This is a genomic window from Rhodococcus sp. KRD162, from assembly GCF_017168335.1.
Classification (GTDB): Bacteria; Actinomycetota; Actinomycetes; order Mycobacteriales; family Mycobacteriaceae; genus Rhodococcoides.
On sequence record NZ_JABFAU010000004.1, the window covers coordinates 230,690 to 251,982 of the forward strand.

The window sequence follows — 21,293 nt, forward strand, 5'->3', positions numbered from 1 at the left end:
CGGAGAGTCTTCAGTTCGCCTGACTGGGATTGGCGGCGGGTTCTTCCGCGCTCCCCGCTTCCGGATCACCGAGCATCGCCGCACCGACCAATGCGTCGGGAATGCCGAAGCCGTCGACGAGCAATTCCGCATGGGGGCGCAGTGTGCGGCACCGCTCGTTGATGGCACGGGTGACGGCCTTGGATCGCTCGGTGGACAGGTAGCGATGCTCGATGAACCAGGCCTTGTCCTGGTCGATCACCGACAGCGCATACAGATCGCAGACCTCCTCGAGCAAATCCTTGGTGGTCGGGTCCTCGCAGGATTCGATGCCGGCGATGAAGGCTTCGAGAATGATGCGATCGACGTGTGCGCTCGCGGCATGCAACACGTGGTCCTGCACAGCGTTGAACGCTTCGAACGGGCTGGTCTCCTTGGACTTGGACTGCAACCGGCGAGCGACGGTGGACAGAAGGTATTCCTCGCGGTCCTCGAACATCTTGACCTGGGTGCCGCGGTTGAACAGCGAGCCCTCCTCCTCGTTGTCCTGACGTCGGTCGAGGATGGTCTGCATGATCGTTTGTGCCGCAGTGCGTTTGACCACGCGGTCGCCCACCATATCGGCGGCGAACTTGACCCACTCGACCGGACTCATCGACTTGACGTCATCGGCGTACGCGGTGAGCAGTTCCTTGGCCACCAGCTGAGTGAGCACATGGTTGTCACCCTCGAAGGTGGTGAACACATCGGTGTCCGCCTTGAGCGAGATCAGCCGGTTCTCGGCGAGATAGCCTGCGCCGCCACATGCTTCACGGGCTTCCTGAATGGCGGCGGTGGCGTGCCAGGTGTTCGCGGCCTTGAGTCCGGCAGCCCTCGATTCGAGTTCTCGTTGTTCCTCGGCGTCGGGGTTGTCCGCAGTCTGTAGCTCGTGCATCTTCGACACGAGCTCGTTCTGCGCGAACTGCAGGGCGTAGGACTTGGCGATCAGCGGGAACAGGCGACGCTGATGCACCAGGTAGTCCATGATCAAGACTTCCTGATCGGAATCGGGTGCCGAGAACTGCCTGCGCTGCAGTGCGTATCGGGTCGCGATGTCGAGGGCTACGCGGGCCGCAGCAGCGGCGCTGCCGCCGACGGTGACGCGGCCGCGGATCAACGTGCCGAGCATCGTGAAGAACCGTCGAGACTTGTTCTCGATGGGGGAGGAGTACGTACCGTCCTCGGAGACGTCCGCGTACTTGTTGAGCAGGTTGTCGCGCGGAATGCGGACGTGGTCGAACATCAGGCGGCCGTTGTCGACTCCGGGTAGACCGCCCTTGTACTGGCAGTCCGAGGTGGTGACTCCGGGCAGGTCGTCACCGTTCTCGTCGCGGAGCGGAACGAAGAAACAGTGCACGCCGTGGCTTTCGGGCTCCTCGCCCGGTCCTGCGGTGATGAGCTGGGCGAACACCGCGGCGACGGTGGCGGTTTCGGCGGCACCGCCGATGTAGTCCTTACGCGAGGACGGCGTCGGTGAGTTGATGACGAACTCGTCCGTCTTCGGGTCGTAGGTGGCAGTCGTTTCGAGCGACTGCACGTCGCTGCCGTGTCCGGTCTCGGTCATCGCGAAACAGCCGAGCAGATCCAGACTGATGATCCTGGGGACGTACGCCTCGTGGTGGCGTTCGGTGCCGAGATTTTCTATGGCACCACCGAACAGCCCCCACTGGACGCCGGCCTTGACCATCAACGACAGGTCGCTCATCGCGAGCATCTCGATCATCGTCACCGCCGCGCCGACGTCGCCGGTGCCGCCATGTTCCTTCTTGAAGCCGTTGTCGGCTGCGCCTGCAGCGGCGAGAAGCTTCAGTTGCTCGAGTGCCTTGGTGCGAGCGATGACCGTGTTCGGTGTGTAATGCGGACGGAATTCGTCGCGAGCGAGTTGCGTGCGCGCCTCGTTCTTCACATCCCGCCAGCGGCCGTCCAGAGTGTTCCGAAGGTGATCCGTTGTGGTTGCCATACTCGACGGTAACCTTTTGTGGCCGCTTGTGAGCGCCGTAAAGTCAGACCGGCCAGACGAATTCTCTGAACACTGCCCTGCAGTTCTTCCAGAAGCGCGATGTCGCCGAGGGGACGTCGGCGAACAGCGATGCGCCGTTGTCCGTGAGCGCCCTGTCCATCAGGGGGCTGAAGTCGGTGAATTCCTCGATCAGAAACTCTTCGAAGCCCGTCGGCCACACGTAGTGCGTTGGTTCGCGCTCCGACTCCATGACCGTGAGTGTAATGCAGCGGTAACATCGCTGTTACAAACGGTGGTCACCTCAGCAGGGCAAACGACTCCTGGGCCACGAGCGCGGCGTAGCTGGTCGCAATCGAACCGATCGCCTCGTCGGCCTGGAACTGCTCGGTGACGATCCAATCCTGGCCCGCCGCGTCGGTGGCCAGATACGCGCCCGCGAGGTCGCCGGGCGCAGAGCCGCCCTTGAAGCCCGAATACGGCCAGGACGCCGGGTCGAGCTGGACGCCGGGAGTAAGGGCCAAGATGCGACGGTTCTCCTGCGCTGCCGGGCCGGAAGCCAGATAGCCCATCGCAGCACAGACATCCTGCGCATTGGCGTACCACTCGACGCCGTCGGCAGAGGCCGGATCGTCGAGGAAGTTCTCGAGGTCGATCTCGAGCGGACGCGCGTCGGCCCGGGCGAGCAGCTCCTCCCGGACGGCTGGATCCGCGTCGGCCCATTCGGACCGCAGGTTCGGATCGCCGAACCCGATGACGAAGAACTGTCGAGTGTCCATCATCGGCGTCATGACCGCCGGATCGTGGTGTCCCATCACCCTCAGTTGGCGTTCGACGCGTTCGCGGCCCAGACGTGCCATCAGCAGATCCGTCGCGGTGTTGTCGGACAACGAGATCATCTTCTCGGCGGCCTCTCGAACGGATACCGCCGTACCGTCGGGCAGACCGTGCAGCTCGCCCGAGGGTGCGCTCTTGTTCGCGTCCCGAACGGTGAGCTGCTCGTCCCACTCGACCGTTCCCGCTCGGATCTCGTCGGTGAGCGCACCGAGGACGTACAACTCGAACACCGAACTCAGCGGGAGCAGGACGTCTGCGTCGGTGGAGTACACGGCTTCGCAGTCTCCATCGCTGAGGCGGGACGCGCTGAAGGAGTAGTGCGGGGCCACCTTCGACAGTGCAGCGTCGAGATCGTCGAACGAGGAGATCTGCGGGGTGTCGGGGCCGACCAGGAACCCGTCGAGCGTGCCGTCGGTGCCGATCGAGGTCGAGATCGTCGCGGGAATGCCCCCTGTGGTGAACTCGAGCACCCCGCCTGCGGGACCGGCCACGAAGCCGGTGGCCAGGTTCGGTGCTCCGGCTCGCACCTGTTCGAGGGGCGTGAGCAGACCCCCGAGCGGTTCGACGGCCGTGGCGAGCTCGGGTCCGGTGATGGCGTCGACCGCAGCCGGATCGGGCGCGGTCTCGCCGTTGATCCACTGCAGAATTCGATCGTTGATCGCACCGAGGGGAGTCGAGGTGTCGATCACCAAGGACGGTGCCGCGGTGGTGGTAGCCGCGGGCGTTTGTGCTGTGGCCCCGCACGCGGACAGAGTCAGGGTGGCCACGAGGGCAACGCCTGCCAGTCTCGTCGTGGTGTGCCGCTCCGTCATGCGTGCGATGTTAACGGATTCGGACATTTCGCCTTCGCGGGTGAGCGGGCCCGAAGTGCTGTGGCAGTGTGCTGTGGCGTGTTGACTTCCGACGATGTTCGCCGCCTCGACTCCGATCATCTCTGGCACCCCTACAGCAGGTTTCCGGCCGGCGCGACGCCGCTGGTGGTCGACAGCGCATCCGGGGTACGGCTGCAGCTGGCCGACGGCAGGCAGCTCATCGACGGGATGAGTTCGTGGTGGGCAGCGGTGCACGGCTACCGACACCCGGTGCTCGACGCCGCCGCGCGCGATCAGCTCGGCCGGATGAGTCACGTGATGTTCGGCGGGCTGACGCATGCTCCGGCGGCCAGGTTGGCCGAGCTGTTGGTCGAGATCACCCCGCAGGGGCTCGACAAGGTGTTCCTCGCCGACTCCGGCTCGGTCTCGGTCGAGGTGGCCGTGAAGATGGCGCTGCAGTACTGGCGGGCCCGCGGCGAGAAAGATCGCACCAGGCTGCTGACCTGGCGTGGCGGCTATCACGGGGATACGTTCGCGCCGATGAGCGTGTGCGATCCGGACGGCGGAATGCACACTCTGTGGACCGATGTACTCGCACAGCAGGTGTTCGCTCCGGCACCGCCCGCGACGTTCGACGCCTCCTACGTCGCGGAATTCGAGCAGGTGCTCGAGGCGCATGCGAACGAGCTGGCGGCGATCATCGTCGAGCCGATCGTGCAGGGTGCTGGTGGTATGCGCTTCCACGATCCGCGTTTCCTGGTCGAATTACGGCGGATGGCCGACGTGCACGGCGTGCTGCTGATCTTCGACGAGATCGCGACCGGTTTCGGCCGGACCGGTGAGCTGTTCGCCGCCGATCATGCGGGTGTTGCACCGGACATCATGTGCGTGGGCAAAGCCTTGACCGGCGGCTACCTGACCCTGGCCGCGACTGTGTGCACCACCGCGGTGGCCGAGACGGTTTCGGCGGGCGAGGCAGGTGGGCTGATGCACGGGCCGACGTTCATGGGCAATCCGCTGGCGTGCGCGATTGCGGTGGCCTCGGTGGAACTGCTCCTCTCACGCGACTGGCGCGCCGAGGTCACGAGCCTGGCGTCGGGCCTGACGCAGGGCCTGGCACCTGCTCGCGCGCTACCGGGTGTCGCCGACGTGCGGGTGCTGGGCGGGATCGGGGTGATCGAGATGGAAACCCCGGTGGACATGACGCGGGCCACGGCAGCGGCCGTCGACGCGGGGGTGTGGCTGCGACCGTTCGGCCGGCTGGTGTACGCGATGCCGCCGTTCATCTGCACCGAAGCGGAGGTGTCTGCCATCGCCGAAGCCATGGTGGCGGTGGCTCGACACCATACTTGAACGATGTTCAAGTATGGTGCTGGAATGACCGCACTCGGTTGGCTCGACGCCGATGCCCACGCCCGACGCGAGGCAGGCCTCGAACGCGTCGTCCTCGCCCGCACCGCACAGGAAACGGTTCTCGACCTGGCATCGAACGATTACCTCGGGCTCTGTCGGCACCCGGCCGTTGTCGACGGGGCCTGCGCTGCCGTGCGTCGGTGGGGCGGCGGATCCACCGGATCGCGTCTGGTCACCGGCACGACCACCGCGCACGAGGCCCTCGAGGTGGATCTCGCCGAGTTCGTCGGGGCCGAGTCCGGGCTGATCTTCTCCTCCGGATACGCCGCCAACCTCGGCGTCGTGACCGCACTGGCGGGCCGAGGCGCGTTGGTGATCTCCGATGCCGCCTCGCACGCATCCTTGATCGACGCCTGTCGCCTCTCTCGGGCGCGAGTGGCCGTCGCGCGGCACTGCGACAGCGAGCACGTCGACCAACTGTTGCGTGAGCGGGTCGAGGCGCGGGCTCTGGTGGTCACCGACTCGGTGTTCAGCGCAGACGGCGATCTCGCGCCGCTGGCCGCGCTCTACGCCGTATGTCGACGTCGGGGCGCAGTGCTCGTGGTCGACGAAGCGCACGGCCTCGGCGTTCGTGGACACGGCGGTCGCGGGGCCGTACACGAAGCCGGGTTGGCCGGTGCTCCCGACCTGGTGATCACCGCGACCTTGTCCAAGGCTCTCGGATCCCAGGGCGGTATCGTCCTCGGCCCGATATCGGTGCGTGAGCACGTGCTGCACCGGGCCCGCACCTTCGTGTTCGACACCGGCCTTGCTCCGGCGTCGGTGGGCGCAGCCTCGGCTGCGCTCGAAGTCCTGCGTGCCGAACCCGACCGCGTGGGTGCGATCGGCAGACGGTCAGCGCAACTGGCCACCGCGGCGGGAGTGGCGCCGACGACATCGGCCGTGGTCCCGGTGATCCTGGGCGACGCCGAAACAGCTGTCCGCGCGGCCGGCCACTGTCTGGACCTCGGCGTTCGAGTCGGATGCTTCCGGCCACCGTCCGTTCCGTCGAATGCATCTCGGCTGCGCCTGACCGCACGGGCCGATCTCACCGATTCCGAGATCGATCGCGCCGCTGTCGTTCTCGCGGAGGTGTTGGCAACGGCAACGGCAACGGCAACGCTGCGATGACTGTGCTGATGGTGACCGGAACGTCGACCGGCGTCGGGAAGACGGTGGTGACCGCTGCGCTGGCGGCGACCGCCCGCGCCGACGGACTGACGGTAGCGGTGTGCAAGCCGGCGCAGACCGGCATCGCCGACGGAGGTCTCGACGAATCGGATATCGAGGTGGTGCAGCGACTGTCGGGAGTGCGCGGAATCGAGTTGGCCCGATTCCCCGAGCCGCTCGCACCCGATGTCGCCGCTCGGCGATCGGGGCGACCGATGCTCGAACTCGACGGCGTCCTCGACGCGGTACGGGTGCTCGACGCGGCCCACGACCTCGTGTTGGTCGAAGGCGCGGGCGGGGTCGCGGTGCGTCTCGGTGCCGATGGCTTCACCGTGCTCGACATCGCCCGTGGCGTCGGGGCGTCGGTGCTCATCGTGGCCTCGGCCGAGTTGGGGACGCTCAATCACAGTGCGCTCACCGTCGCAGCAGTGCGGGCAGCCGGCGTCGAATGCGCGGGTCTGGTGATCGGTTCGTGGCCCGCCGACCCGGATCTGGCCGCGCTGGTCAACCTCGACGAACTACCGCTCGTGACAGGACTGGAGCTGATCGCGTGCCTACCGGAAGGAGCAGGTGCGCTCGAGCCTGCCGAGTTCGACGCCCTCGCGAACGCGAAGTTCGGTGAGTTTACCGGTTCGTTACCCGGGTACCCGACGTAGACGTATGCCCACCTCGGCATTCGAAACAGTCGGGAGTAGCAATCATGAGCACCACCGTATGGATCATCGTCGCGGTAGTCGTCGTTGCAGTCGTTCTTGCCGTCGTCGTCGTGGTTTCGCGCCAGGGCAAAGAGCGAAAGAGAGTCGAAGCCAACGACCTTCGCGAACAAGCGGCCGATCAGGAGATCGTTGCGCAGGAGCGGGAACTGCAGGCCCGCGAAAGCGAGGCCAGAGCACGTCGCGCGCAAGCCGAGGCGGACGTCAAAGCGGCCGAGGCCGAGAAGCTGGCACAGCAGGCCCAGTCGCACCAGGGAGTCGCCGCGGCATCACGCGACGAAGTGAACTCGCAGTTCGAGCGCGCGAACGAGATCGATCCGGATGTGAAGGTCGGCCGGACGTCGAGTGCTGACCGGACGTCGAGTGCTGACCACGACGCAAATCTCGAAAGAGAATCGAGCAGGCACCGGGCTGGAACCGCTGACGGGGTGGACGGTACCGATCGGGTTGGAAGCCCTGACCGGTACGCGAGCGACGATCGGAACCAGGTAGAAGACCCGGCCGTGAACGGTGACCCGGACGTGCCCCCGACGGCACACCGGAACGAGAAGATCTAGCGCCGCAGGCCGCTAGCGCGTCGTGCTGTGGGGTAGTTCGAGTTCGACGACGCCGTTGTCGCCCAGATCCGGGCGCTGGTCGGTGATCTTGGCCTTGGCATAAGCCAACAGAGTGGACACCTTGGAGCCGGGGGTCGACCAGTACTCCGCGCCTTCGGCGGCCACGTGGATCAAGGCCACCTCCCGGGAATCGGGATTCTTCTCGAACCACGCGGCCGCTCGGCTGTTCCACAGTTCCTCCGCTTTGGCGGTGTTCTCGACCACGGCGGCCGTGCCGGACAGCGACACCCAGCCCGAACCCGACTGGAACGAGACGTTGACCGCCGGGTTCGCCGCGATGTCGCCGACCTTGCGGGAGTCGTGAGCGGCGAAGAACCACAGGTCGCCGTCGAACTCGGCTTCCTGCAGTGCCATCGGTCGCGAGATCAAGTGGCCGTCGCGTCCGACCGTGGTGAACATGCAGAGTCCGGCTTCGGACATGAGTTCGGCGACCTTGGTGACGCCATCGGTGTTTCCGTCTGTGTTTGTCATCGAGACGAATTACCCCGGTCCGAATCGTTCAATCGTCAACGTCTCGAATCCGGGTAGCCGACAATTATTACGCCCTGTAGTTGGTGATTTCGAGGAACCTGGGACACTGGAAGTCGTGACTGTCTCCCTCGGCGACGACGCCCCCGAATCGGCCCAACTGTTCGCCCGTGCAAGTGCGGTGATTCCCGGTGGTGTGAACTCGCCGGTGCGGGCCTTCGCGTCGGTCGGCGGCACCCCGCGCTTCATCGCACAGGCCAGCGGATACACGATGACCGACGCCGACGGAAACTCCTACGTCGACCTCATCTCGTCCTGGGGTCCGATGATCCACGGCCACGCCCACCCAGCCATAGTCGAGGCCGTCCAGAAAGCCGCCGCGACCGGTCTGTCGTTCGGCGCACCCACCGAACGAGAAATCGAACTCGCCGAGGAAATCGTCCGGCGAGTCGGCCCCGTCGACCAGGTTCGCCTTGTGAATTCGGGCACAGAGGCAACCATGAGCGCAGTACGGCTGGCTCGTGGGTTCACCGGCCGCACCAAGATCGTCAAATTCTCCGGCTGCTACCACGGCCATGTCGACGCGCTACTGGCCGACGCAGGCTCGGGGCTGGCCACCTTCGGACTCCCGACATCCCCCGGAGTCACCGGCGCACAAGCGTCGGACACCATCGTCGTTCCTTACAACGACCTCGACGCCGTCTCCGCAGCGTTCGAGGCCAACCCCGGCGAGATCGCCTGCATCATCACCGAAGCCGCAGCAGGAAACATGGGCGCCATCGCGCCCGTCACCGGCTTCAACGAGGGGCTGCGCCGCCTGGCGACCGAGCACGGCGCGCTACTGATCATGGACGAGGTGATGACCGGATTCCGCGTCAGCGCGGCCGGTTGGTACGGCATCGACGGCGTTGCCGGCGACCTGTACACCTTCGGCAAGGTCATGTCCGGTGGGCTGCCCGCCGCGGCATTCGGTGGTCGAGCGGATGTGATGGCGTATCTCGCACCGGCGGGGCCCGTGTACCAAGCAGGGACACTGAGTGGCAATCCGGTTGCAGTCGCCGCCGGTCTGACGAGCCTGCAACTGGCCGACGCCTCGGTCTACGAGAAGCTGCAGAAGAATTCGCAGCTGCTCGGATCGCTGCTCGGTGACGCCCTCACCGCCGAAGGCGTCACCCATCGGGTGCAGTTCGCGGGCACTATGGTCAGTGTGTTCTTCGCCGATGAGCCCGTCACCGACTACGCGCAGGCCAAAGCCGCGCAGACCTGGCGATACCCGGCGTTCTTCCACGCCTTCCTCTCGCGCGGCGTCTACCCACCACCCAGCGCATTCGAGGCCTGGTTCGTCTCCGCCGCACTCGACGACCGCGCCTTCGAGATCATCGCCGACGCGGCCCCGGCCGCCGCGAAGGCTGCGGCAGCTGCCACGGCCCCGCTGTGACAGCTCCGCAGAACTGACACCACCACCCCACTACCGAGAAACAGGACCCCGCCGTGACCGAGGCCCCCGCAACACATCCGCACTCGACGACGCGCACCATCGTGCACGTTCTCCGGCACGGTGAGGTGCACAACCCCAAGGGCATCCTCTACGGACGGCTGCCGGGCTTCAAACTGTCGGTGACCGGCCAGGCGCAGGCGAAGTCGGTGGCGGATGCGCTGGCCGACCACGACATCACTCACGTCGTGGCCTCGCCGCTGCTGCGCGCCCAAGAAACTGCCGGGCCCATTGCCGCAGCACACGGCCTGAAAATCGCCGAGGACGACAACCTCATCGAGGCAGGCAACGAGTTCGAAGGACTGCGCGTGGCCGTGGGCGACGGCGCACTGCGTCGGCCACGGCACTGGTGGAAGCTGCGCGACCCGTTCACACCGTCCTGGGGCGAGCCGTACCTGCAGATCGCGCACCGCATGCTCGCCGCCGTCAACGCGGCCCGCGTCGAGGCCGTCGGGCACGAAGCAGTCTGTGTCAGCCACCAACTCCCGGTATGGACACTGCGCCGCTTCCTGCAGGGAGACCGGCTCTGGCACGACCCACGCCACCGGCAATGCGGCCTGGCGTCACTGACATCGCTGGTCTACGAGGGCGACCAGCTCGTCGACCTCGTCTACTCCGAGCCTGCCGGATCGTCCGACCCGAGGATCACCGGTGCGTAGGTTCGTACTCGCGATCGCCGCGGTAGCCGCGGTCGCCCTCGTAGCCGGATGCAGTACCGGCACCGACGCAGTGGCACAGGGAGGAACTTTCCAGTTCGTCTCACCGGGCGGCAAAACCGACATCTTCTACGACCCGCCATCGGACCGCGGTGCGCTCGGCGAACTCTCCGGCCCCGACCTGATGACGGAGAACAAGACGACAGCACTGTCGGACTACGACGGTGACGTCGTCGTACTCAACGTCTGGGGACAGTGGTGCGGACCGTGCCGCGGGGAAGCCGACGATCTCGAAAAGGTCTACGAGGCCACCAAAGACCAGGGCGTCGAATTCCTCGGTATCAACGTGCGTGACGAATCGAAGACCGCCGCCCAGGACTTCGTCATCAGCAACAACGTCAGCTACGCCTCCATCTACGACCCGCCGATGCGCACCCTCAATGCACTCGGCGGCGTGCCCACCTCCGTCATTCCGACGACCATCGTGCTCGACCGGCAGCACCGCGTCGCCGCAGTGTTCCTGCGCGAACTGCTCGCCGAGGACCTGCAGCCCGTCGTCGAACGGATAGCCGCCGAGGAGCCCGTGCAACAGTGACTGTGGCAATGCAGGAAACGGTCCACCTTGCCGGGGTCGGCGCGAGTTTCCAGGAAGCCGCGGCCTCGGGTCCGCTGATCCTGGCCCTCGGAGCCTGCGTCCTGGCCGGGCTCGTCTCCTTCGCGTCACCATGCGTCGTTCCGCTGGTTCCGGGATACCTGTCCTACCTCGCCGGAGTCGTCGGAGCCGACGCCCCCGCGGTCACCGCAGGCGAGGCCGCGGTGAAGACGAAGGTACGCAGCGGACGACTACGAGTGGCCGGAGCCGCCGCCCTGTTCGTCCTCGGATTCACCGTGGTGTTCGTCCTCGCGACCGCGTCCGTCTTCGGTGCCATCTCCGTTCTGTCGATCAATCGAGAACTGCTCATGCGGATCGGCGGTGTCGTCACCATCGCCATGGGCCTGGTGTTCGTCGGACTGATCCCAGCCCTGCAGCGCGACGTGCGATTCGAACCGAAGCAGGTCGGCTCACTGGCCGGAGCGCCGCTGCTCGGCGGCGTGTTCGCACTCGGGTGGACCCCATGCCTTGGACCCACTCTCGCGGGCGTCATCTCGTTGGCCGCAGGAACCGACGGCGCGACAGCGGCTCGCGGCGTCACCCTCATCGTGGCCTACTGCCTCGGCCTCGGCCTGCCGTTCGTGATTCTCGCGTTCGGTTCGGTCAGCGCACTCCGAGGCGTCGGCTGGCTACGTACACATGCACGACAGATACAGGTGTTCGGCGGAATCATGTTGATAGCAGTTGGAATTGCACTGGTCACCGGTGCCTGGGATCAGTTCGTCGGGTGGATTCGCGACGCCTTCGTCTCCGACGTGGTGTTGCCGATATGACCGCCGACACCGAAGAGCGCACCGAGGCCTCGCCGCCCAGCAAGCAGTCGACGCTGGGCAAGGTAGTTGCCCTGGTCCGCAACACCTGGCGCGGTCTGACCAGTATGCGCACCGCCCTGGTGCTGCTGTTCCTGCTGGCGTTCGCTGCCGTGCCCGGTGCCCTCGTGCCGCAGCGCAGCCTCAACGCGGGCAAGGTCGACCAGTACATCGCGGACCGCCCGACCCTCGGCCCCATCATGGACAGGCTCGAACTGTTCGACGTGTTCGGCAGCTTCTGGTTCACCGCGATCTACGCGCTGCTGTTCATCTCGCTGATCGGCTGCATCCTGCCGCGCTGCATCGAGCACGCGAAGCAACTGCGCACCAAACCCGTTCGCGCACCCCGCAACCTCTCCCGGCTGCCACACCACAGCCGCTACGACGTCGAGGGAACGCCGGAGGAGATCGCAGCGCAGGTACGCGCCCAGCTGCGAGGCTGGCGCGTCGCCCAGCGAACCGAGGACGGCGGAGCGGTGACGCTCTCGGCCGAGAAGGGCTACGTCCGTGAACTCGGCAACCTCGTCTTCCACCTCTCGCTCGTCGGCCTGCTCGCCGCGATCGCCATGGGCAAACTGCTCGGATACGAGGGCAACCGCATCGTCATCGCCGACGACGGCCCCGGATTCTGCACCTCCACGCCTGCCAACTACGACTCGTTCAGGGCAGGCAACCTCGTCGACGGCACCGACCTCGAACCACTGTGCCTGCGCGTCAAAGACTTCCGAGCCGACTACCTCGACAACGGCCAGGCCGAGATGTTCACCTCCAACATCGCCTACCAAGCCGGTGACGACCTGACCGACAACATCTGGCGCGACGACCAACTCCAGGTCAACCATCCACTGCGCGTGGCAGGCGACCGCGTCTACCTCCAAGGCCACGGCTACGCACCGACCTTCACCGTCACGTTCCCGGACGGTGAAACCCGCACCGACACCATCCAATGGCAACCGACCGACGCCACGACCTTCCTCTCCAGCGGAGTGCTACGCGTCGACCCACCCGGCGGCCTCTACCCCGACCCCCTGGACCGGCGGAAGAACCAGATCGCCATCGAAGGGCTGTTCGCTCCGACGGCGTCGTTCCACGGCAGCCTGCTGTCGTCGAGCTTCCCGGCCATGAACGACCCCGCCGTCGCCATCGACATCTACAAGGGCGACACCGGACTCGACACCGGACTCCCGCAATCGATCTTCTCGCTCGATCAGGAAATGATCGCCCAGGGACGCCTCGTCAAACAGGACCGCGTCAACCTGATGCCGGGAGAATCCTCGACGCTGAGCGATGGAACTATCGTCACGTTCGATGGAGCGAAAGAATTCGTCAACCTCCAGGTCTCGCACGACCCCGCCCAAACCTGGGTGCTCGTCTTCGCACTGACGATGATGGGCGGACTGCTCGTCTCACTGGTGATCAAGCGTCGCAGAATCTGGGTCCGGCTCATCGCCGACGAGCAGTCACGACGTACTGTAGTAGACCTCGGCGGACTTGCACGCACCGATCAGGCGGGGTGGGGCGAAGAGTTCGACCGCCTGTGCACCCGCCTGCTCGGCGACACCTCGAAACAGGAGAACTGACCGATGCCGATCAACGAGACCCTCTCGCAGTACAGCGACTGGTCGTTCGAATCCGCGTTCACCATCTACGTGCTCGCCTTCGTCCTCCTCATCGCCCAGTACGCCTCAGCCAAAGCCACGGCCGTACAGGCGAAAGAACTCGTCGGTGCCGGAGCCCCCGTCGAACAGACCCGCCCGGGACTGGTGGTGGAGACCCCCAAACGCCCGCTCTCCGATCGCCTCGCCGGCATGGGCTTCGCACTCCTCGCGCCCGCCCTCGCGCTGCACATCGCCGCCGTCGTCCTCCGCGGCTTCGCCACCCACCGATTCCCGCTCGGCAACATGTACGAGTTCGTCACCATGGCCACCGCAGCAGCAACCCTCACCTCGGTGATCGCACTGCGCAAGAAAACCATGCGCCCGATGCTCGTGTTCGTCCTCGCACCGATCCTCGTGCTGATGTTCTTCGCCGCCACCAAGCTCTACGCCGACGCCGCCCCGGTCGTCCCGGCACTGCGCTCCTACTGGCTGCCCATCCACGTCACCATCGTCAGCGTCGGCAGCGGCATCCTGCTGGTCTCCGGCGTCGCCTCCCTGCTGTTCCTGCTACGCATCAAGCAGCCACTCGGCGAGGAAAGCCTCGGGTTCTGGGGCAAATTCGCCTCCAAACTGCCCGACGCCCAAGCCCTCGACCGACTCGCCTACAAGACGACCATCGTCGCCTTCCCGCTCTTCGGAGCCGGCGTCATCCTCGGCGCGATCTGGGCCGAAGCCGCATGGGGACGCTTCTGGGGCTGGGACCCCAAAGAAACGATGTCGTTCATCGCCTGGATCATCTACGCCGCCTACCTGCACGCCCGCGCCACCTCCGGATGGCGCAACACCCGCGCCGCGTGGATCAACATCGCCGGATTCACCGCCATGCTGTTCAACCTCTTCATCATCAACATGGTGGTCTCGGGACTGCACAGCTACGCCGGCCTGAACTAGTCCCGGCGCAGACTGCGGGGCTCCACTCCTGCATCTTCGGGTCGTTCCGCAGGCTCCACTCCTGCATATTCGGGTCGTTCCGCAGGCTCCACTCCTGCATCTTCGGGTCGTTCCGCAGGCTCCACTCCTGCACTGTCGGGTCGTTCCGCAGGCTCCACTCCTGCCCCTCAGCTGGTAGCGTCCGATCCGGCTCGATGGGGGAGACATCCGAGCCCGGATCTGGAGTGGGGGGAATCGGTCATGGCCGATCGGCACGAAAACAAATGGCAACCCGTCCGGCCATTGGACGAGGACCTACCGGAAGAAGATGCGCCCGGGCGTGACGCAGCAGTCACCACCGGCTCGACCACAGCCACACCCGACGCGAAACCAGCGCCGCAACGTGAGCCATTTCGCTCGACGCCCATCACAATGCCGCCGGAAAGCAGCGCAACCCCGCCCCGGACGCCACCCGAGACCACGCGGACCCCGGTGCCATCGACGCCGATTCCTGCGTCACGTCCAGCACAATCCGCAGTCGCGCCCGCCACGGCATCCGAGTCGACCGATGGCGGCGACACACCCGGAACCGCCCAAGGTGTGGGGGAGGCAGAATCCGCCCCCGCCGCCGCCATACCGACCGAGGCGGGGGAGTCGGCGAAAAGTACGTCACCCGCCACGCCTGCCGAAACGCCGACCACTCCCGCAGCGTCTCCCGAGAAGCCCGCTCCGGCGCAGAAGGATTCCGCCGTTCCGCCGCCTGGTCCACCGCCACCCAGCCAGGTCCACCAGCCGCCGGTCTCATCCGGACCAGTACCGAACCGGCCCACAGCCCCGACGAACAACGGCGCGCCACAGGCCCAGATGGGGCCGCCGAACGACAGTCATCCGCAGATCCAAGGTGGGCCGCACGGGCCGATCGGACCCCAGAATCACTGGGCACCTCAGAACCAGATGGCAGTGCAGAACCAGATGGCGGTGCAGAACCAGATGGCACCACAGAACCAGATGGCACCTCACAACCAGATGGCACCGCACAGCCAGATGGCACCGCACAGCCAGATGGCGGTGCAGAACCAGATAGCACCTCACAACCAGTGGATTCCTCAGTCCGGTCCATGGCCTCAACCCCCACAACCGCAGCTCGCCCCGACAGGTGCCCAGGTTCTGCCGCCACCGGGAGCGGTAGACCACCTCGGTCGATTCGACGATCGAGCAGCGCCTTCGCATCCGGTGTCGGCGAACGATCTAGGTAATTCGTTGCTTGTGAGATCGGCGAGTGCGGCACCGGTGGCCGGGTGGCGTCGGGCTCTGTACGTAATGTCCGGCGGCCGTATCGACGTCGGCAACAGTGCAGCCCAGCAGCGCCGCCTCGAGTTGACTGCGCAGGTCGATCGGACTCTTGTGGGGTGCTACCGCGTCGCGGTGCTGTCGTTGAAGGGTGGCGTCGGCAAGACGACGACGACGGCGACGCTTGGGTCGACGTTCGCCGAGATTCGGGGTGATCGAGTGATCGCTATCGACGCGAACCCCGACCGCGGGACATTGGGACAGAAGGTTCCCTCGGAGACCTCGGCAACGGTGCGAAATTTGTTGCACGACATAGCGTCTCTGACGCGGTACAGCGACGTTCGGGCATACACCTCCCAGAACGCCAATCGGCTCGAGGTGCTGGCGTCCGATGCGGACCCGGCAGCATCGGAAGCGTTCAGTGGTGAGGACTACGAGCGCGCGGTCGAACTGCTCGAGAAGTTCTACAGCATCGTCATCACAGATTGCGGCACCGGATTGATGCACTCGGCCATGGAGAGCATTCTCGAAGGCGCTGACACGCTCGTGGTCGTCAGTTCAGCGTCGGTGGATGGAGCACGCAGCGCATCGGCCACGCTCGACTGGCTCGACGCGCACGGCTACCGGGACTTGGTGGCCGGATCGGTTGCCGTCGTCAACGGAGTTCGACCCAGGGCAGGGAAAGTCGATCTGGAGAAGGTGGTCGAGCATTTCGAACAGAGATGTGCACACGTACGGACGATTCCGTTCGACCCACATCTCGAGGAGGGGGCAGAGATCGAACTGGATCGCCTTCGTGGACGCACGCGTAAGGCACTGCTCGAGGTTGCGGCAGCGGTAGCGGCCGGTTTCCCGGACTCGCCCACCGCTTCTCGCCGCAGTTGAGAACCTCGAAAGCTTCTACTCGGTCGGTTCGGTGCCCGCCTCCGTGGTTCCGTCTTTTCCTCCGCGGCGAGCTTCCCGATTGATTCGCCACAGAAATTCCGGATCGTCATCGGGTCCGACGGTTCGTGGAGGCTCGGCCCCTGTGCCGGGTCCGAAAGCCTTCCAGAACAGCACCACCACTGCCACCAAGCCGATCAACGCCAATAGATAGATCACGACTCACCTCCTTGTACGAGGGTAGCCGCGATAGAGCAGCCTCCGCACCCGTCGAGCATCGCAGATTCCTGAGAATGTGCGATGAGTTCGTTGGGTGCGGATGCCGCAAGGGTTTCAGTTGTCGGGATATCCGATCTCAGTGGTGTGCGCCGGCTTCGGTCGTCAGAGACGTCAGCAGTTGCATGACCTCGGTTTCGCGGAACCGGCGGTGGCCGCCAGGGGTGCGGAGAGATCCGAGGCGTCCGGCGTGTGCCCAGCGGGTCACGGTCTTGGGGTCGACGTGGAAAAGCGCGGCTACCTGACCCGGCGTGAGAAGTGAGTCCTGAGCTTTGTGAAATGTTGGTGCGCTCATCTGTCGTGTCCTCCTACGATGCGGTTCGGTGCATTCGCGTCGAACCGGAGATATCGGTCTGCTGTGTTCTGGAACCCATGGTTGCACCCGAACCCCTAGGTACTCGACTGATACAAGGTTGGTAAAGGGGAGGTAATGGACAAATCGGTCACCCCAGGGGTGGGTCGGAACGATCGACGAGCCCGGTAACCTGGGATCCGTGAGTGAAGCGACGAATGCCGATAACAGCGAACCGACCAGCGGAAACACCGTGAACGGTAGGTCGCCGAAAAAGTCGCTCGCCGTGAACCTGGCCGCGTACACCTTCGCCCGGCTCGCGCTCGTCATCGTGATCGCGCTGGCAATCGTGGGCATCGGTTTACTGTTCGGCGTCGAGGTTCCGGTCCTCGTAGCCGCAATCTTCGCCGTGCTGATCTCGCTTCCACTGTCGCTGCTCCTGTTCAAGAAAATGCGTATCCGCGTCAACGAGTCCATCGCTGCAGTCGACGAGGACAGGCGAGCCGCGCGCGCGGACCTGCAGTCGAAGCTGCGTGGTGAAGACGGCAGAAAATGACCAGATCGATCGACCACTCGGGATCGCGGGCCTGGGTCGACAACGCCGTGCGGCTGATCGAAGCCGACTCCCAGCGCAGTGCCGACACTCACTTGCTGCGGTACCCGCTCCCCGCGGCCTGGGGGATCTCGCTGTACCTCAAGGACGAGTCCACCCACATCACGGGCAGCCTGAAGCATCGACTGGCTCGGTCGCTGTTCCTCTACGCAATCTGCAACGGCTGGGTCACCGAGCACACGACGGTGATCGAAGCGTCGTCTGGCTCCACCGCCGTGAGCGAGGCGTACTTCGCCGGACTGCTCGGCCTCGAATTCGTCGCAGTGATGCCGCGAAGCACCAGCACAGCCAAGGTCGCTCTCATCGAGTCGCACGGCGGTAGGTGCCACTTCGTCGACCGGCCCGGCGAGATGTACACCGAAGCCCATCGGCTCGCGGCCGAACCGGATTGCCACTACATGGATCAGTTCACCCACGCCGAGCGGGCCACCGACTGGCGCGGAAACAACAACATCGCCGAGTCCATCTTCGACCAGCTTCGGCTCGAGGAATGCCCCATCCCCGACTGGGTGGTGGTCGGAGCAGGGACCGGGGGAACCAGCGCCACCATCGGCCGGTACATCCGATACCGCAGGCATGCAACGCAACTCGCTGTGGTGGACCCGGAGAACTCGGCGTTCACAGGCGGTTACGAAACCGGGGATGCCACGTTCGAGACCGGCTTGCCATCCCGCATCGAAGGAATCGGCAGACCACGCGTCGAACCGTCGTTCGTCGGGCAGGTGATCGATCGCATGATCGCAGTGCCCGACGCAGCGTCGGTTGCCGCCGCCAGGTTCACTTCGGAGGCACTCGGAAAGCGGGTGGGCGGATCGACAGGTACCAACATCTGGGGTGCCTTCGGATTGATATCGGAAATGATCGCCGCGGGCCGCACCGGAAGCGTCGTGACGCTGTTGTGCGACGGCGGAGATCGGTACTCCCAGACCTACTTCGACGACGCCTGGGTCGCGAGTCAAGGCATGGATCTCGGCGAACCGACCGACGCTCTCGAACGGTTCATTCGTACCGGGACGCTCTGACCGACTAGCTGCTCACGATCAACGACGCCGCCGCAGTTGCAGCGGCGACGGCACCGACGGCCGGCCACGCACCGATTTTCTTCGCCAACGGATGCGAGGCACCGAACGCCACGAGGTAAGTCCCGAGGAGTACGCCGGCGCGCGCCGTGCCCGAGGACTTCTGCCACTGCGCCGTGCATGCCACGCCGACGGCCGCCAATACGGCTCCGCCGAGCTGACGATTGTGGGACTGCCGGGCAACGGCGAAGCCGCCCAGCAAGCCACCGGCAGCCAGAGCGGATGTAGCAATCGAGCGTCGAGCACCGTGGTTGGGCATGGACGTCATTCTAGTCGCGCCTGAACCCGCAGACTCCGGGCTAGATGGTCTCTCTGTTCGATCACCAAGCGCCGTAGAGCAGCCGGGGCCCATTCGTGCTCGGCGAGCCATGCATCCGCCGCGTCCGTCGACGGCTGCTGTGGAAACAGTCGGACGACGATTCGCCTCGCGATCTCGATGCTGCGCGAGGCCCACAAGGAGGAGATGGAGCGGAAATACGCGTCGTCGTACGGCTCGGTCAGGTCCGGTCGGTGCCCCGCTCGGAATCCGGTGATCAGGGCATCGAGGACATCGTTCGACACGTCCTCGCGCTCGGTGATGGCAGTCCACGCTCGTGCCTTCACCTCCGCGTCCGGTATTGCCGCCGACGCTGCGGTGTGTGCAGTTCGTCCCGAAGAGGTGTCGTCCGAGGCCAGTTCGGCATCGAGCTCGGCTGCGGTGGCGTGTCCGGTGGCGGCGAGGGCCAACCAGAAAGCCCAACGCTGATCAGGATCGAGACGGAGGCCGTCGATGGTGAGGGACCCGTCGAGCAGCGCGCGCACATCGGCGGCAAGCACGTCGTCCAGCTGGGCAGCTGATGCGACCGCACGCGCCCATACCAGCTGCGCGTCGCTTCCTGCTTCCGCGGCGCGCAGCTGATTCCCTGCCTCCACGAGCCACTGGCGGGTGGGTTCGTGCCTTCGCTCCTCGGGTAGATAGTGCTCCACCGCGTACGTCGCGTTGGCGGTGACAGCGGACAGAAGGCCGATCTTGGGCTCAGTGGGCGCGAATCTGGTTGCAATGTCGAGGTATTCGAGTGCCGAGAGCTCGGCATCGCGGGTGGAATTCCACAGCGCTGACCACACCAGTCCCCGTGCGAGGGGGTCCACCATGCGGTCGAGGTAGGCTCGCACGGTGGCGGTGGAGCGTTCGTCGAATCGGATCTTGGCGTATGTCAGATCGTCGTCGTTGAGCAGAACCAGTGCGGCAGCAGGAAACTCCACGGGAGTTCGGGCTTCGGTGATGTCGAGCTCGTGGCGGTGGGTTCTGGTCAGATTTCCCGACTCGTCCAGATCGTAGAGGCCGACGGCGACACGGTGGGGGCGCGGAGGCGTCTGCTCGATGGCATCGCCGGTGAACCTCAGTGTGGAGACTCCGCTGGTCTGTAGCCATGCAGCCGCCCAGGTGTCGAGATCGCGCCCGCTGGCGGCCGACATCTCACCGAGCAGGTCCGTCAGAGTCGTGTTTCCGAAAGCATGGGTTCGAAAGTAGTTGCGAGAGGCAGCGAAGAACGCGTCGGCACCGACGAATGCTCCGAGTTGCTTGAGCACGCTCGCGCCTTTGGCATAGGTGATGCCGTCGAAGTTGAGCTTCGCGGCCTCGAGATCGGTGATGTCGGCGACGATGGGGTGGGTCGTGGGAAGCTGATCCTGCAAATAGGCCCACGCTTTTCGGCGGTTGGCGAAACTGACCCAGGCATCGGTGAATCGAGTGGCCTCGGCCGACGCGTAGGCGCCCATGTAGTCGGCAAAGGACTCCTTGAGCCACAGATCGTCCCACCACTGCATCGTGACGAGGTCGCCGAACCACATGTGCGCCATCTCGTGCAGGATCGTGTTTGCCCGAGCCTCGTACTGGGCTTCGGTTGCCGCCGAGCGGAACACATACGATTCGGTGAAGGTGACCAGGCCTGGGTTCTCCATCGCACCGAGGTTGTACTCGGGGACGAAAATCTGGTCGTACTTTCCGAACGGGTACGGATAGTCGAACTTGTCGTGAAAGAAGTCCAGGCCCCGCTTCGTGATGTCGAAGATGTCCTCGGCGTCGAAGTGCTCGGCGAGCGAGGCCCGGCACAGCGCTGCTAGCGGGACGGTGAGTTCGTCTCGCGTCCAAGATGATTCGACGCGGTGGTACGGGCCCGCTGCGACCGCGGTGATGTAGGTCGAGATCGGCAGAGTCGGCGCGAACGTGGTGACGGTGTTGTCGGTGACTCCTTCGCGGTTCGAGAGCACGGTCCACCCCGCCGGTGCTGCGACGGTCAACGTGAACGGAGCTTTCAGGTCGGGTTGCTCGAAGTTCGCGAACACCCGCCGCGCGTCGGCGGGCTCGTACTGGGTGTACAGATAGACGTTGTTGTCCACTGGATCGACGAAGCGGTGCAGTCCTTCACCCGATCGGCTGTATCGCCCGCGCGCTCGAATCCGCACCACGTTGTGCTCGCTGAGCCCTAACAGCTGAATCCGCGCACCGTCGTAGTCGACCGGTGAGTCGGCACCGTTGACGGTGACCTCGTCGACGGCGGCGCCGATGAAATCGACCCACGTCGCGGCGGTGGTCGCGTCGAATTCGATCGTCGTCACGGTTTCGAAGGTGTCGACGCCGATGTTTTCGGCATGCAGAAGGTCCAGATGGACGCGATAGCTCACTGCGTCGATGTGGCGCGAACGCCTGCGAGTTTCGGTCCGGGTCAGGTTCGCGGTGCTCACCAACCAACCCTAT

Annotated in this window: 21 protein-coding genes; 13 read left to right on the forward strand and 8 right to left on the reverse strand. The window is 65.3% G+C overall.

Annotated elements, in window-relative coordinates:
- Positions 1-10: 10 nt before the first annotated feature.
- From J1M87_RS08025 to J1M87_RS08035, 3 genes are read right to left on the reverse strand one after another with little or no spacing between them, the layout of a single operon-like run.
- Positions 11-1,978 carry an acyl-CoA dehydrogenase gene (locus J1M87_RS08025; RefSeq protein ID WP_206489018.1) on the reverse strand — a complete coding sequence of 656 codons (1,968 nt, stop codon included), beginning with the start codon at positions 1,976-1,978 and terminating at the stop codon, positions 11-13.
- A gap of 43 nt (positions 1,979-2,021) precedes the next feature.
- Positions 2,022-2,228, reverse strand: a complete 207-nt coding sequence (locus J1M87_RS08030) for an inositol 2-dehydrogenase (protein WP_206489019.1) — start codon at positions 2,226-2,228, stop codon at positions 2,022-2,024.
- 46 nt (positions 2,229-2,274) lie between these two features.
- The gene (locus tag J1M87_RS08035) at positions 2,275-3,624 is read right to left on the reverse strand and encodes a serine hydrolase (protein ID WP_206489020.1); all 1,350 of its coding nucleotides are present in this window, start codon (positions 3,622-3,624) and stop codon (positions 2,275-2,277) included.
- Positions 3,625-3,705: 81 nt separating this feature from the next.
- On the opposite strand from J1M87_RS08035, the gene J1M87_RS08040 reads away from it, so the two are divergent.
- From J1M87_RS08040 to J1M87_RS08055, 4 genes are read left to right on the forward strand one after another with little or no spacing between them, the layout of a single operon-like run.
- A complete protein-coding gene (locus J1M87_RS08040) occupies positions 3,706-4,977 on the forward strand; it encodes an adenosylmethionine--8-amino-7-oxononanoate transaminase (RefSeq protein ID WP_241256591.1) in 1,272 nt (423 codons plus the stop codon).
- 24 nt (positions 4,978-5,001) lie between these two features.
- Positions 5,002-6,147 (forward strand): 8-amino-7-oxononanoate synthase, encoded by a 1,146-nt coding sequence (locus J1M87_RS08045; protein WP_206489021.1) that lies wholly within the window; start codon positions 5,002-5,004, stop codon positions 6,145-6,147.
- On the forward strand, positions 6,144-6,842 hold the full coding sequence (bioD, locus tag J1M87_RS08050) for a dethiobiotin synthase (RefSeq protein WP_206489022.1): 699 nt from the start codon (positions 6,144-6,146) through the stop codon (positions 6,840-6,842). The genes J1M87_RS08045 and bioD overlap by 4 nt, the downstream gene beginning before the upstream one ends.
- Before the next feature lie 44 nt (positions 6,843-6,886).
- The gene (locus tag J1M87_RS08055) at positions 6,887-7,456 is read left to right on the forward strand and encodes a hypothetical protein (protein ID WP_206489023.1); all 570 of its coding nucleotides are present in this window, start codon (positions 6,887-6,889) and stop codon (positions 7,454-7,456) included.
- A gap of 12 nt (positions 7,457-7,468) precedes the next feature.
- Here J1M87_RS08055 and J1M87_RS08060 read toward each other — a convergent pair whose 3' ends face one another.
- The gene (locus J1M87_RS08060; RefSeq protein ID WP_206489024.1) at positions 7,469-7,987 is read right to left on the reverse strand and encodes a pyridoxamine 5'-phosphate oxidase family protein; all 519 of its coding nucleotides are present in this window, start codon (positions 7,985-7,987) and stop codon (positions 7,469-7,471) included.
- A gap of 115 nt (positions 7,988-8,102) precedes the next feature.
- Here J1M87_RS08060 and hemL point away from each other — a divergent pair, with 115 nt between their 5' ends.
- The 7 genes from hemL to J1M87_RS08095 all read left to right on the forward strand — a co-directional run bounded on the left by hemL (position 8,103) and on the right by J1M87_RS08095 (position 16,299).
- A complete protein-coding gene (gene hemL, locus J1M87_RS08065; protein WP_206489025.1) occupies positions 8,103-9,422 on the forward strand; it encodes a glutamate-1-semialdehyde 2,1-aminomutase in 1,320 nt (439 codons plus the stop codon).
- Positions 9,423-9,475: 53 nt separating this feature from the next.
- Positions 9,476-10,138: a histidine phosphatase family protein gene (locus J1M87_RS08070; protein WP_206489026.1), complete on the forward strand. Its 663-nt coding sequence runs from the start codon at positions 9,476-9,478 to the stop codon at positions 10,136-10,138.
- Complete coding sequence (locus J1M87_RS08075; RefSeq protein ID WP_206489027.1) at positions 10,131-10,730, forward strand: TlpA disulfide reductase family protein; 600 nt, start codon at positions 10,131-10,133, stop codon at positions 10,728-10,730. The genes J1M87_RS08070 and J1M87_RS08075 overlap by 8 nt, the downstream gene beginning before the upstream one ends.
- An 8-nt stretch (positions 10,731-10,738) precedes the next feature.
- Positions 10,739-11,560, forward strand: coding sequence for a cytochrome c biogenesis CcdA family protein (locus J1M87_RS08080; RefSeq protein WP_206489107.1), 822 nt, complete (start codon positions 10,739-10,741; stop codon positions 11,558-11,560).
- Positions 11,557-13,176 (forward strand): cytochrome c biogenesis protein ResB, encoded by a 1,620-nt coding sequence (locus tag J1M87_RS08085; protein WP_206489028.1) that lies wholly within the window; start codon positions 11,557-11,559, stop codon positions 13,174-13,176. Before J1M87_RS08080 ends, J1M87_RS08085 begins: the two co-directional genes overlap by 4 nt.
- 3 nt (positions 13,177-13,179) lie before the next feature.
- Positions 13,180-14,145, forward strand: a complete 966-nt coding sequence (gene ccsB / locus J1M87_RS08090; protein ID WP_206489029.1) for a c-type cytochrome biogenesis protein CcsB — start codon at positions 13,180-13,182, stop codon at positions 14,143-14,145.
- 933 nt (positions 14,146-15,078) lie between these two features.
- Complete coding sequence (locus J1M87_RS08095) at positions 15,079-16,299, forward strand: MinD/ParA family protein (RefSeq protein WP_307830765.1); 1,221 nt, start codon at positions 15,079-15,081, stop codon at positions 16,297-16,299.
- Positions 16,300-16,314: 15 nt separating this feature from the next.
- Here the strand turns inward: J1M87_RS08095 and J1M87_RS08100 are convergent, their stop codons facing one another.
- A complete protein-coding gene (locus J1M87_RS08100; protein WP_206489030.1) occupies positions 16,315-16,515 on the reverse strand; it encodes a hypothetical protein in 201 nt (66 codons plus the stop codon).
- Between the two features lie 136 nt (positions 16,516-16,651).
- The gene (locus J1M87_RS08105; RefSeq protein ID WP_037187021.1) at positions 16,652-16,867 is read right to left on the reverse strand and encodes a BldC family transcriptional regulator; all 216 of its coding nucleotides are present in this window, start codon (positions 16,865-16,867) and stop codon (positions 16,652-16,654) included.
- Positions 16,868-17,066: 199 nt separating this feature from the next.
- On the opposite strand from J1M87_RS08105, the gene J1M87_RS08110 reads away from it, so the two are divergent.
- Positions 17,067-17,420 carry a DUF4229 domain-containing protein gene (locus tag J1M87_RS08110; protein WP_374222368.1) on the forward strand — a complete coding sequence of 118 codons (354 nt, stop codon included), beginning with the start codon at positions 17,067-17,069 and terminating at the stop codon, positions 17,418-17,420.
- On the forward strand, positions 17,417-18,499 hold the full coding sequence (locus J1M87_RS08115) for a PLP-dependent cysteine synthase family protein (RefSeq protein ID WP_206489031.1): 1,083 nt from the start codon (positions 17,417-17,419) through the stop codon (positions 18,497-18,499). Before J1M87_RS08110 ends, J1M87_RS08115 begins: the two co-directional genes overlap by 4 nt.
- Before the next feature lie 4 nt (positions 18,500-18,503).
- On the opposite strand, the gene J1M87_RS08120 is transcribed toward J1M87_RS08115, so the two are convergent.
- Together J1M87_RS08120 and pepN are read right to left on the reverse strand one after the other, a co-directional pair.
- Entirely contained in the window at positions 18,504-18,815 is a 312-nt protein-coding gene (locus J1M87_RS08120) for a hypothetical protein (protein ID WP_206489032.1), read from the reverse strand.
- 5 nt (positions 18,816-18,820) lie between these two features.
- Entirely contained in the window at positions 18,821-21,280 is a 2,460-nt protein-coding gene (gene pepN, locus J1M87_RS08125; protein ID WP_206489033.1) for an aminopeptidase N, read from the reverse strand.
- Between the last annotated feature and the right edge of the window lie 13 nt (positions 21,281-21,293).